Origin of the sequence: Streptomyces turgidiscabies Car8 (assembly GCF_000331005.1) — a bacterium.
Lineage (GTDB): Bacteria > Actinomycetota > Actinomycetes > Streptomycetales > Streptomycetaceae > Streptomyces > Streptomyces turgidiscabies.
In genome coordinates this window covers 1-11,483 of the sequence record NZ_AEJB01000404.1, presented here as the reverse complement: position 1 = coordinate 11,483, position 11,483 = coordinate 1, and the positions used below count along the sequence as shown (strand labels likewise).

General features: G+C 71.2%; 10 protein-coding genes and 1 riboswitch. Of the genes, 2 read left to right on the top strand and 8 right to left on the bottom strand.

Translation table 11 applies throughout. The annotated features are described in order from the left end of the window. On the bottom strand, positions 1-703 hold a 703-nt coding region (locus STRTUCAR8_RS29385; RefSeq protein WP_006379743.1), incomplete at its 3' end, for a sulfurtransferase. A gap of 380 nt (positions 704-1,083) precedes the next feature. On the opposite strand from STRTUCAR8_RS29385, the gene STRTUCAR8_RS29380 reads away from it, so the two are divergent. Then, positions 1,084-1,887, top strand: a complete 804-nt coding sequence (locus STRTUCAR8_RS29380) for a VOC family protein (protein WP_044473103.1) — start codon at positions 1,084-1,086, stop codon at positions 1,885-1,887. 18 nt (positions 1,888-1,905) lie between these two features. On the opposite strand, the gene STRTUCAR8_RS53525 is transcribed toward STRTUCAR8_RS29380, so the two are convergent. From STRTUCAR8_RS53525 to STRTUCAR8_RS29355, 5 genes are all read right to left on the bottom strand, one after another. Beyond that, entirely contained in the window at positions 1,906-3,213 is a 1,308-nt protein-coding gene (locus STRTUCAR8_RS53525; RefSeq protein WP_006379738.1) for a C40 family peptidase, read from the bottom strand. 194 nt (positions 3,214-3,407) lie between these two features. After that, the gene (locus tag STRTUCAR8_RS29370) at positions 3,408-4,058 is read right to left on the bottom strand and encodes a thymidine kinase (RefSeq protein WP_006379740.1); all 651 of its coding nucleotides are present in this window, start codon (positions 4,056-4,058) and stop codon (positions 3,408-3,410) included. A gap of 96 nt (positions 4,059-4,154) precedes the next feature. After that, on the bottom strand, positions 4,155-5,345 hold the full coding sequence (locus STRTUCAR8_RS29365; protein ID WP_006379736.1) for an alkaline phosphatase family protein: 1,191 nt from the start codon (positions 5,343-5,345) through the stop codon (positions 4,155-4,157). Further along, positions 5,345-5,932, bottom strand: a complete 588-nt coding sequence (locus STRTUCAR8_RS29360; protein WP_006379737.1) for a DUF5998 family protein — start codon at positions 5,930-5,932, stop codon at positions 5,345-5,347. The genes STRTUCAR8_RS29365 and STRTUCAR8_RS29360 overlap by 1 nt, the downstream gene beginning before the upstream one ends. A gap of 40 nt (positions 5,933-5,972) precedes the next feature. Then, on the bottom strand, positions 5,973-8,843 hold the full coding sequence (locus tag STRTUCAR8_RS29355; RefSeq protein ID WP_006379735.1) for a bifunctional acetate--CoA ligase family protein/GNAT family N-acetyltransferase: 2,871 nt from the start codon (positions 8,841-8,843) through the stop codon (positions 5,973-5,975). Positions 8,844-9,022: 179 nt separating this feature from the next. Between STRTUCAR8_RS29355 and STRTUCAR8_RS29350 the strand changes: the two genes are divergently transcribed. Beyond that, a complete protein-coding gene (locus STRTUCAR8_RS29350) occupies positions 9,023-9,304 on the top strand; it encodes an HPr family phosphocarrier protein (RefSeq protein WP_006379745.1) in 282 nt (93 codons plus the stop codon). A 170-nt stretch (positions 9,305-9,474) separates the two neighbouring features. On the opposite strand, the gene STRTUCAR8_RS29345 is transcribed toward STRTUCAR8_RS29350, so the two are convergent. Together STRTUCAR8_RS29345 and STRTUCAR8_RS29340 are read right to left on the bottom strand one after the other, a co-directional pair. Further along, positions 9,475-10,170 (bottom strand): GntR family transcriptional regulator, encoded by a 696-nt coding sequence (locus STRTUCAR8_RS29345; RefSeq protein ID WP_006379744.1) that lies wholly within the window; start codon positions 10,168-10,170, stop codon positions 9,475-9,477. A gap of 188 nt (positions 10,171-10,358) precedes the next feature. Then, positions 10,359-11,132 (bottom strand): M23 family metallopeptidase, encoded by a 774-nt coding sequence (locus STRTUCAR8_RS29340; protein WP_006379739.1) that lies wholly within the window; start codon positions 11,130-11,132, stop codon positions 10,359-10,361. A gap of 13 nt (positions 11,133-11,145) precedes the next feature. Then, positions 11,146-11,313, bottom strand: a riboswitch (cyclic di-AMP (ydaO/yuaA leader). Positions 11,314-11,483: the final 170 nt, after the last annotated feature.

The window sequence follows — 11,483 nt, the reverse complement described above, 5'->3', positions numbered from 1 at the left end:
CCACCGCGGTGGTGTCCGCCGCGCCCAGGGTCTTGAAACGGGCCGTCAGCTCGTCCTCGGGCAGGAAGAGCCCGTCCGCGCCCACGTTCTCGTTCGTGGGCGCCGAGACAGCGCCCGGGATGTGTCCGCCGACCCGGTCGATGGGCTCGACCTCGCCCCGGTAACGCTCCCCCGCGCGCGCGTCGAGCAGCAGTCCGGAGCGGGCCAGCGCGGCGGCCCCGTCCGCGTCGAGCAGGTCCACCGCTCCCGGCACCGGCGTGAAGTCGCCCTCGGTGGGCGCGGGGACGTCCGTGTCGAGCGCCCCCTTCCAGGACGGCAACCCGCCGTCGAGGACCCGCACGTCCGGGTGACCCGTCCAGCACAGCAGCCACCAGGCGCGGGCCGCCGCCCAGCCCTGTCCGCCGTCGTACACGACCACCGGAACGCCGGACGAGACGCCCGCGCGGCGCATGGCTTCGCCGAACACTTCCAGCTCGGGCAGCGGATGCCGCCCGGCCGGCCCCGAGGCCGAGGCGAGTTCCCTGTCCAGGTCGACGAAGACCGCCCCGGGAAGGTGCCCCGCAGCGTACTCGGCACGCCCGTCGAAAGGCGCCGCGCCGCCCGCGTCGGGCATGCTCAACTGCCAGCGGACGTCGAGGAGAACCGGTGGGTGGGAACCAGCCAGCTCGTTCACTAGTTCGGGTGCGGAGATGATGGCTTTCATGGCTTCATCCTTACCCACGGGGTGGCCGCGACGGCCAGGGCGGGCTACTCTCCCGCCGGACAGGTTCGATCACGTGGTGTACGGGATCGGACACATGCTGTACGACCGATGGACACTGTGCGGTAATCGCGCGGAAATCGGCGGGAAGGTCCGCTTCAGGCACCCTCGGGACGAGGACGTGCCGGGTCGGCGCGGCCCGGGCGCGCGGCACCGTGGGTGGTGCGAGCATCGGCACGGAGCATTGCGGGTACGCGAGAACGCGGCCCGGCACGACCGACGTACACGACGGAGCACGCCTACGACGGCGTGCGGCAGGTCCGCCGACGGGGCGGACAGCGGAAGTGACACGGCCACCGCGAGGGGTCGAGGAGAGAGTGACGATGACCGAGGCACGGGAGTCGGCCGGCCGGAACGACGAAGCGCCCGCCCGGCACGCGCCCGGCACACCCTGCTGGGTGAGTCTGATGGTGCACGGGATGACAGCGACCCAGGAGTTCTACCGGGAGTTGTTCGGCTGGGAGTTCGAACCGGGCCCGCAGCAGCTCGGCTGGTACGTACGGGCCCTGCTGGACGGCCAGGAGGTGGCCGGCATCGGTCAGCTACCGCCGGACCGCCACCTCCCCGTCGCCTGGACGCCGTACCTCGCCTCCGACGACGTGGACCACACGGCGGAGATGGTCCGGCACTCGGGAGGCACGGTAGGGGTGGGCCCCATCGACGCGGCCGAGGCGGGCCGGCTGGCGCTCGCCTCCGACCCGATGGGGGCGGTGTTCGGCATCTGGCAGACCGCCGCCCACCTGGGTACGGGCATCACCGGCGTCCCCGGCACCCCCGCCTGGAACGAGCTGGTGACCCGCGACTCGTCGAGCGTCGCCAAGTTCTACAAGACCGTCTTCGGGTACGAGGAGGAGCCCGTGGTGTCGGCGGACTTCGACTACGTCACCCTGCACGTCGGGGGCCGCCCGGTCGCCGGCATCCACGGCGTGGGCAACTTCCTGCCCCGCGACCGGGGACCGCACTGGAGGACGTACTTCGAGGTCGCTGACACGGACTCGGCGGCCACCCGCCTGGTGGACCTGGGCGGCCACGTCGTCAAGCCCCCGCACGACAGCGCACACGGCCGTGTGGCGACCGTGACGGACCCCGAGGGGGCGATGTTCTCGCTGATCCAGGGCGCCCACTGACGGAGCCCTGGAGGGCCCCTACGCGGGCCGCAGGACGCTGTGGATCGCCGCCTCACCGGCCGCGAAGATCGAGTCCTCGCGCACCCGCGACCCCGGATTCGGTGCGTGCATCATCATTCCGTCGCCGACGGAGATGCCCACGTGCCCGACATGGCCCGCCTCGCCGTGGAAGAAGACGAGATCGCCGGGCCGGACGTCGGTCAGGTTGATCACCATGCCGGCGCTCGCCTGGTCGTGCACGGCACGCGGGAGAGCGACCCCGGCCGCCTTCCAGGCGGCTTGGACGAGACCGGAGTTGTCGTACGAACCCGGGCCGGCCGCGCCCCACACGCACGGTCTGCCGATCTGCGCCCGGGCGAAGGCGACCGCCTTCACGGCCTTCGCACCGGACTCCGAGGCGAACGCGACGCCGCCGCTCACGCCGTTCCCGGCCGCCGGGAACGGCTCCGCGCCGGAGTAGTAGGTCCCCGTGGCGTACGACGTCTGCGTGCCGTGGGGCGGTGTCTGCGTGGCGTACTCCGTCGCGTAGGACATCTGCGTGCCGTGCGGCGGTGTCTGTGTGGTGTAGGGCGCCTGCGTGCCGTACGGCGTCTCCGGCACGGGGAACGGGTCGGCGACGGGGAACGGTTCCGTGACGAGGGGGAGTTCGGTGACCAGGGCGTAGTCCCCGTCGCGGAGCGTGCCCGCGTAGAGGGGTGTGGCCGCGTCGAGAAACGCGTCCGGGCTCAGGCCTGCCGCCTGGGGCAGCTGCCACTCCTCGGCGGGCTGGGCGGGCGTGGGGAACCAGCTGGGCTCGGCCGAAAGCGCGTTCGGGCTGCCCTGAGCCTCCTGGCGTGGCGCGGGCACGGCCGACAGCGCGGTCACGGGTGCGACGGGCAGTTCGGCGATCGCCGCCGGCGGCAGCGCGGCCATGTTCCCGGGCGCCAGTGCGGCGGCCGGCCCCGCGGACAACGCGGCCACGGGTCCTGCGGACAACTCCGGTACCGGACGGGCGGTCAGCTCAGGGAGGGAGTCGGCGGGTCGGGCGGGACGGGCCTCCGCCGTACGGGCCGGCCTCCTGTCGGGCGGCAGCACCGCCGGAACGGTCGGGCCCAGCTGGGCGCGCCCCACGTCGAACCACGGCCGCGCGACCTCGTCGAGGGCGGGGTCGGAGCGCCTGCGCGCGGCCTCGGGCGCCGGGTTGACGCGCCTGCGTATCCCCAGCTTCATCGCGCGGGTGGCGTTGAAGGTCCCGGTGAAGCTCTCGGCCTGGTCGTAGAGGCTGTTGATCCGTTGCTGGACCTCCTCACGGCTCGGCCCATCATCTCGGGTTCGTTCCGGCGCCATGCGGGACGAGCTCCTTCCGTGGTACGTCTTCCCCGGCCAACTGTCAGGTGCGGACAGCAGGTTTGGGAAGGTGTTCGGAGGTCAACTTAGCCAACTTGTGTGCTTCAGGTGAAGATTGAAGCGCGAAATGCCCGATACGTTATTGTGACCTTCATCGTATCGGAACGGCTGGAAAGAACTGCCGGGCAGAACTGTCAGGCCGAATTGACCGGCAGGACGTCCGGAGAGATGACGGAGGCGTGCGCGGAGGCGCTCGTCATACGGCGTCGGTGGTGCCGTCGGCACAGCACCTCGTAGCCGATCTCCTCGGCCGTGTGGTTCACATCGCCGACGACGACCTGCTCACCCTCCACGACCATCGCACCGTCCACGGTGCGCGCGTTGTGCGTGGCCCGTGCCCCGCACCAGCACATCGCCTCCACCTGGAGGGTCTCGATCCGGTCCGCCAGTTCGATCAGCCGCTGGGAGCCCGGGAAGAGCTTCGTACGGAAGTCGGTGGTGATGCCGAAGGCGAAGACGTCCAGCCCGAGGTCGTCCACCACCCGCGCCAACTGGTCGATCTGGTCCGGCGCGAGGAACTGCGCCTCGTCCACGATCACGTAGTCGACCTTGCCGCCCCTGGACATCTGGTCCACCAGGTAGGCGTGCAGATCCATGCCCACGGCCGCCTCGACCGCCTCCGTCACCAGACCGAGCCGCGACGACAGCTTCCCTTCCCCGGCCCGGTCGTCGCGCGTGAAGATCACACCCTGAAGCCCTCGCGCCGACCGGTTGTGTCCGATCTGGAGCGCCAGCGTGGACTTCCCGCAGTCCATCGTTCCGGAGAAGAACACCAGCTCGGGCATGGGAAGTCGAGCACCTTTCGGCGAGATACGCGAGTCACGCGCAGGACGGGGGACGGGAGGAGGGCCGGGCAGGGGGCTGTCGGACAGGGGCGGGCGTCAGGAGCGTACTTGGAGCAGCGGGACCAACTGTTCCGCAGGGGTCATCGAGCCGTGGTTGCCCACCATCGCCGACTCCCTCGGCTCCCGCTCGGAGGCGACGATCAGAACGTCGTCCCGAGCAGCCGCGACCACGTCACCGATTCGCCCGTACACGCGCTCGTCGACCGTCGGTCCGAACCAGCCCGCCGCGATCGCCTCGTCACGCGAGGCCACCCAGAACTGCTCACCGAGCACCTCGCGCCAGCAGGTCAGTACGTCCGCCTCGGCACCCGGAACCGCGTACACATGCCGCGCGCGGCCCTCGCCACCCAGCAGGGCGACACCGGCGCGCAGTTCCCAGTCCTCGTCGAAGTCGATGCGGTGCTGCTCGTCGAACGGGATGTCGATCATGCCGTGGTCGGCGGTGACGTACAGCGCGGCGCGCGGCGGGAGTTGTTCCGCCAGCCGCTGGACGAGCCGGTCGACGTACATGAGCTGACCGCGCCAGGGGTCCGAGTCGACCCCGAAGCGGTGGCCCTTGCCGTCCACCTCCGCGTAGTACGTGTAGACCAGCGAGCGGTCACCGGTGGCCAGTTGTTCGGCCGCGAGGTCCATGCGGTCCTCGCCGGAGAGCTTGCCCCGGAACGTTCCGCCACTGAGCGCGATCTTCGTCAGCGGGGTGTTCTCGAAGGTCGGCGAGGAGACCTGGGCGGTGTGCACCCCGGCCTGGTGCGCCAGTTGGAACACCGTGGGATACGGCTGCCACGCGCGCGGGTCCGACCACGGCTGCCAGCGCAGCTGGTTCATCAGCTCGCCGGTGGCCGGGTTGCGCACGGTGTAGCCGGGCAGGCCGTGGGCGCCCGGCGGAAGTCCGGTGCCCACGGAGGCGAGGGAGGTCGCGGTGGTCGCCGGGTAGCCGGTGGTGATCGGGCGGCCCGTGTCACCGCGCGAGCTGCTCATGAGCGAGCTCATGAAGGGGGCCTCGTCCGGGTGGTCCCGCAACTGCTCCCAGCCGAGCCCGTCGATCAGAAACACACAGTTCCGGTCGGCGGGCGCCAGCTCCGGGATCGCGGGAGACATGCCCGGTACGTCCATGCCGGCGGCGAGGGTGGGCAGCAGGTCCGCGAGGGAGCCCGTGCCGTAGTGCGGGACGGGAGCGGAGGAGACGGCCAGCGGTTCCGGGTGGTCCCAGGCGGTTGGCTGCGCCATCAGCGGGTGACGTCCGCTGTCGCTTCCGAGAGGGCCTGCGCGAAGACGAGGGCCTGGCGGACCGTCTCCGGGCCGTCCCCGGCCTCGCTGACGCGCAGGCTCAGGTCGTCCGCCGTCGAGCTGCCCGTGTAGCCGTGGTCCGCCTCGCAGTTGGGGTCACCGCAGGCGGCCGGCTCCAGGTCGATACGGGAGACGGCGCCCCAGCCGATGGTCAGGACGACCTCACGGGGCAGCGTGCCCGGGGTGTAGGACTCCGGGTTGGCGACGACCCGGCTGACGACCACGGACGAGATCCGGCCGAGCTTCACGGATTCCGTGGACGTGGTGGCGTACGGCGTCGGGGACGTGGTGTCCTCGGCCTGCTCGTCGGTGTGGCTGACGATGAAACGGTTGCCCGTGAGGACGAGCACGGTCACGTGCCGGCGCACCTCGTTCGCGTCGAATGTCGTCTCCTGGTGGACCAGGTACGACCGGATGGAGTCGCCGCCGATCGCGGCCTCCACCGCCTCGGCCACGAGGGCCGGGTAGTAGCCGCTGCGCTCGATCGCCGCTCGCAGCCCCTGGGTCGACGTACTGGTCTTGGCCATGTGCCCATCTTACGGGGGCCCACTGACTGCGAGGCACCGCTCAGTACACAGGAAGTGTCCTGGGACCGAGGTCGTCGCGGACGGGCGGGGGCGCGAGCCGCACCGACGCCCCGAGCACGCTCAGGCCGTGCTGCGCGACGACCACCGGCTCCAGGGAGACCGCGATGACCTCGGGATGGTCGTCGACGAGCCGGGACACCCTGAGCAGCAGCTCCTCCAGCGCCTCGCTGTCGACCGGGGCCGAGCCGCGCCAGCCGAAGAGGAGCGGCGCCGTCCGGATCGACCGGATCAGTGAGGCCGCGTCGCGGTCGGTCACCGGTATCAGCCGGTGACCGAGGTCCCCCAGCAGCTGCGAGGCGGGACCCGCGAGCCCGAAGGAAAGCACCGCTCCGGCCGCCGGGTCGATGACCGCCCGTACGACGGTGTCGACCCCCCGCGGTGCCATTCCCTGCACCACGGGCCGCGTCACTTCTGGGTCGCCGAAGAGACCGGTCAGCTCGGCGTACGCCCGCCGCAGCTGCTCCTCGTCCGCGAGATCCAGGCGTACGCCGCCCAGGTCGGCGCGGTGCCGCAGGTGCGGGGCGGTGGCCTTGAGAGCGACCGGGTAACCGAGGGTCCTCGCGGCGGCCGAGGCGTCGTCGGGGCTCGGCGCGGGCAGGGCCCTGCGCACCGGGATGCCGTACGTCCCGAGCAGCTCGCACGTCTCCTCCGTACCGAGGGTGAGCCCCTGCCCGCGCGCGAGGAGGCCGCCGATCAGCTCGGCGGCCCGCTTCTCGTCGATGTCCGCGTCGATGGACTCGGGCACCTTGCCGGGTTCGGCGGCCTCCCGCCGCCACTGGGCGTACTTCACGGCTTCCCCGAGGGCCCGCACGGCGCGCTCGGCGGCGGGGTAGGCGGGGATGAGACGGGAACAGGAATCGGGGGCGGGCGGGGACGCCGGTGCGGGCACCGCGACCGCGGTGGGCGGGCGTTCCGCAGGGCGGGATGCCCGGGCGCCGCCTACAGGTCCGGTTCCGGGTGCCGGTGCACCCGCCTGCGGCGCCGTACTGGCGGCAGCCGACAGAGCCTCCGCGAGCCCGCCCAGCTCCACGTGCACCACGAGCACCGGCTTGCCGGGAACCTCCGCCGCGGCCGACCGGAGCGCGTCGGCCAACGCGGCGTCCCGGGCGGAAGCCTCCCCCACCGTGGGGATCGCGGTGACGACGACCGCGTCGCAGCCCTCGTCCGCCAACGCCTCCGCCAACGCCCGGTGGAAGTCCTCGGGCGTCGCCCCCGTCGTCAGATCCAGCGGCGCCAGGGGCCGCAGTCCCTCGGAGAGGCACGCGTCGTACGTCAGCAGGCCCAGCGACTCCGAGTTCCCCAGGATCGCCACCCGGGGCCCGGCGGGCAGGGGCTGCCGGGCCAGCAGCAGCCCCGCGTCGACCAGTTCGGTGATCGTGTCCACCCGGATCACCCCGGCCTGCCGCAGCAGCGCGGACACCGTCGCGTGGGGCAGCCGCGTGGCCCGTACGGCATGTCCCTGGGGAGCGGCGCCGCCGTGCCGCGCCCCCTGGACGACCACCAGCGGCTTGGCCGCCGCCGTGCGCCGCGCGAGGCGCGTGAACTTGCGCGGGTTGCCGATGGATTCGAGGTACATGAGGACGACGTCGGTGTCCGGGTCGTCGTACCAGTACTGGAGAACGTCGTTGCCCGACACGTCGGCCCGGTTGCCGGACGAGACGAAGGTCGACACCCCGGTGACCCCGGTGACCCCTCCCCCGCGCCGGTGCAGCCGGGACAGCAGCGCGATCCCGATGGCCCCGGACTGCGCGAACAGCCCGATCCGTCCGGGCCTCGGCATCTCGGGAGCGAGAGACGCGTTAAGCCGGACGCCCTCGGCCGTGTTGATGACCCCGAAGGCGTTGGGGCCGATGATGCGCATCCCGTACGTGCGCGCGTGCCGTACGAGTTCACGCTGGCGTTCCCGCCCTTCGGGGCCGCTCTCGGCGTACCCGGCGGAGACCACGACGAGCCCCTGCACACCGTGTTCACCGCACTCGGTGACGACGTCAGGGACGTGCGCCGCCGGGACGGCGACGACCGCGAGGTCCACGGGGCCCCCGATGTCACGCACCGACCGGTGGGCCGGTACTCCGTCGATGTCCTTCTGTTCTTCCGGGAAGGCGCTGTTGACCGCGTACAGCTCGCCGGTGAAACCGGCGTCCCTGATGTGGTCGAGAACGCTGCGGCCGACGCCACCGGGGGCGCGGCCGACGCCGACGACGGCCACGGCGCCCGGGACGAGCAACCGTCGTACGGAGCGCGCCTCGGCCCGCTGCTCCCGCGCGCGTTGGACGGCGAGTGAGCGGTCGGTGGGCTCCAGGTCGAACTCGAGACGTACGACGCCGTCCTCGAAGCTGCGTTTCTGGGTGTACCCGGCGTCCGTGAACACCTTGATCATCTTGCTGTTGGCCGGCAGCACCTCGGCGGCGAAGCGGCGGATGTCGCGCTCCCGGGCGACGGCCGCGATGTGCTCGAGAAGAGCGGAGGCGACACCCCTGCCCTGGTGGGCGTCCTGCACCAGGAAGGCGACCTCCGCCTCGGTGGCGGGACCGGGGGCGGGCAGTCCGTCGGCGTCGATACGGTCGTAACGTACGGTGGCGATGAACTCGCCGCCGACCGTGGCCGCGAGCCCCACCCGGTCCACGAAGTCGTGGTGGGTGAAGCGGTGGACGTCCTTTGCGGACAGGCGCGGATAGGGCGCGAAGAAGCGGTAGTACTTCGACTCGTCCGACACCTGCTCGTAGAAGCTGACCAGCCGGTCGGCGTCGTCCGCGGTGATGGGCCGGATACGGGCGGTGCCGCCGTCGCGCAGCACGACGTCCGCCTCCCAGTGGGCGGGGTACTCGTGCCGGTCCGCCGAGTTCTGCATGCGCCCCAGAGTACGGCTCGCGTCCGACAGCGTCGCGATGCAGTCTGTGGGGGACCGAAGTCGGGCCCGGGCCGGGGTTCGAACGCGGTTCCGGGACAGGTTTCGTCCTGCCTTCCGGCACGCTTCACGCTATGGAACAATGGTCTAGACAACTCTGAGACAGTGAAGGGCAGCATCACATGGCTGAGCGCCGCGTCAACGTCGGCTGGGCGGAGGGCCTCCACGCCCGCCCCGCCTCCATCTTCGTCCGTGCGGCCACGGCCGCCGGTGTCCCCATGACGATCGCCAAGGCCGACGGCAACCCCGTCAACGCGGCCTCCATGCTGGCGGTCCTCGGCCTGGGGGCCCAGGGCGGCGAGGAGATCGTCCTCGCCTCCGAAGCGGAGGGCGCCGACGCCGCGCTCGACCGCCTGGCGAAGCTGGTGGCCGAGGGTCTCGAAGAACTTCCCGAGACGGTCTGAGGACCCTGCCGGTCCTCAATTGATGGTGCCGGTGGACGCCACTTCACAAACACCATCCGCACACCGCGAAGGGCCTGCCTGAATATCAGGCAGGCCCTTTGTCATTCTCGATCGCGGGCAGCGAAAATAATCCCCCGCGAATTCAACCCTCTTTGTATACGGTGCCCGTGTTAATGACGCAGGCCCGTCATGTTTACGGGATGTTGCGAAGTCCTCACACGATCCGGACGGTCTCCGCCACCCGGAAAACGCAGCCGGTGCGCGGCGGTCGCGCGCTCGGTGTGCAGCGCCGTGACAGCCCGCGCCCGCTCGCTGTCACCGCGCGCCACCGCGTCCACGATCGCCCCGTGCTCCGCCCAGGAGTCGACGGGGCTGGCCGGCGCCTCCACCGCGTACATCCAGGCGATCTTGTGCCGGAGCTGGGTGAGCGTCGAGGCCAGGGCCTGGCTTCCGGAGGACTGGGCGAGCGTCTCGTGGAACCAGCCTCCCAGGGAGCGCAGATCCTCGCTGTTGCCCCTCCTGGCCCGCTCCTGCCCCAGCCTGACCAGGCCGCGCAGCACCTTGAGGTGTGCCTCGGTGCGCCGCTGGGCGGCCCGGGAGGCGCCCAGCGGTTCCAGGAGCATGCGCATCTCCAGCAGGTCGGAGGCCTCCGGCTCGGTGGGTTCCGCGACGCACGCGCCCGCGTGCCGCCGGGTCACCACGAAGCCCTCGGCCTCCAGCGTGCGCAGGGCCTCGCGAACGGGGACGCGCGAGACACCGTACCGGCGCGCCAGCAGTTCCTCGGTGAGCCGGCTGCCGCGCTCGTAGACACCGGCGACGATGTCGTCCCGGATCGCCGTGCATACCGAGTGCGCCGGAATACGCATGTCCGACCTCCGCTTTAATCCCCGTGAAACGTCGACGATTGACGTGTGTCAGGTGACTCTATTGCAGAGAACCGGAATTTCCGACGGCAGGCCGGAATCCATGGATATTTTTTGGACACACCGCCCTCCGAAACGCCGAAAACCCCGGCTCGGGGAGCCGGGGCCACGACAAATGGTGCGCGGGTTCGTCAGACGTTCACGCCGTGCGAGCGGAGGTAGGCGACGGGGTTGATGTCCGAGCCGTACTCCGGGGTCGTGCGCGCCTCGAAGTGGAGATGCGGGCCGGTGACGTTGCCGGTGGCACCGGAGAGGCCTATCTGCTGCCCCGGGGTGACCGTCTGGCCGACGGAGACGCTGATGGACGACAGATGACCGTACTGAGTGTAGGTACCGTCGATCATCTTGATCACGATGTTGTTGCCGTAGGAGCCGCCCCAGCCCGCCTCGACGACGGTGCCGGAGCCCACCGCGTGGACGGTGGTGCCGGACGCGGCGTGGAAGTCGACGCCGGTGTGGCTGCCGGAGGACCAGATGCCGCCGCCCGCCTTGTAGCCCGTGGAGATGTACGAGCCCGAGATCGGGGAGACATAGCTGTTGAGGCGCTTGCGCTCGGCCTCACGGGCGGCGCGGGCCTGTGCCTCGCGTGCCTCCTTGACCCGTTCCTCCGCCTCCTTCTGCGCGGCGGCCAGGGCCTTCTTCTCGGCGGCGGCCTTCTCGGCGGCCTGTTCCTGAGCGGCGGCCTGGGCGTCGATCTGGGCGGCGAGCGACTCGCCGATGGAGATCACCGGGGTGAGACCGGTCTGCTCGACGGCGGACTCCGCCGCGAGCGCCGGGGCGGCGAGGGAGCCGACGACGCCGGTGGTCGCGAGGGCGGCGACGCCGGCAGCGCGGGCGGTCGTACGGGTGACAAGGCTGGGGCGGCTGGGACGACGGTGCTTCCCGGTGGCGCGGGTGAACGCCATGTAGTGGCTGGTCCTTTCCTTCCTTCTCGCCTACCGGGTTAGCTGACGGGTTCGGAGCAGGAAGGTCTCCTACGGACCCCCTCGCTGTACGCGCGGGCGTCCGATTCACCCCAGGGACTGCACATGGTGGGTCCCCGGCTCCCCTGGCTCGCGCCGTACGGGGACTCGGCGATGACTGCCCGGTGCCGCGGCTGCGGCGCACTGCGTGACGGACAGCCGGACAGACGCTAAGCGGGACCTCTTTCAATCGACAAACCGATCACGGGTTTTGTCGCACATGCCACAGTGCAGACTGTCAACCTCTCCCTCAATACGGGCACCTTGCGCATCAACACGGACAAACAGGGGCCC

Bases quoted from the DNA above. Each gene is read 5' to 3' on its own strand.
- STRTUCAR8_RS29380 (WP_044473103.1), top strand. From the start codon at position 1,084: ATGACCGAGGCACGGGAGTCGGCCGGCCGGAACGACGAAGCGCCCGCC.
- STRTUCAR8_RS53525 (WP_006379738.1), bottom strand. From the start codon at position 3,213: ATGGCGCCGGAACGAACCCGAGATGATGGGCCGAGCCGTGAGGAGGTC.
- STRTUCAR8_RS29370 (WP_006379740.1), bottom strand. From the start codon at position 4,058: ATGCCCGAGCTGGTGTTCTTCTCCGGAACGATGGACTGCGGGAAGTCC.
- STRTUCAR8_RS29365 (WP_006379736.1), bottom strand. From the start codon at position 5,345: ATGGCGCAGCCAACCGCCTGGGACCACCCGGAACCGCTGGCCGTCTCC.
- STRTUCAR8_RS29360 (WP_006379737.1), bottom strand. From the start codon at position 5,932: ATGGCCAAGACCAGTACGTCGACCCAGGGGCTGCGAGCGGCGATCGAG.
- STRTUCAR8_RS29355 (WP_006379735.1), bottom strand. From the start codon at position 8,843: ATGCAGAACTCGGCGGACCGGCACGAGTACCCCGCCCACTGGGAGGCG.
- STRTUCAR8_RS29350 (WP_006379745.1), top strand. From the start codon at position 9,023: ATGGCTGAGCGCCGCGTCAACGTCGGCTGGGCGGAGGGCCTCCACGCC.
- STRTUCAR8_RS29345 (WP_006379744.1), bottom strand. From the start codon at position 10,170: ATGCGTATTCCGGCGCACTCGGTATGCACGGCGATCCGGGACGACATC.
- STRTUCAR8_RS29340 (WP_006379739.1), bottom strand. From the start codon at position 11,132: ATGGCGTTCACCCGCGCCACCGGGAAGCACCGTCGTCCCAGCCGCCCC.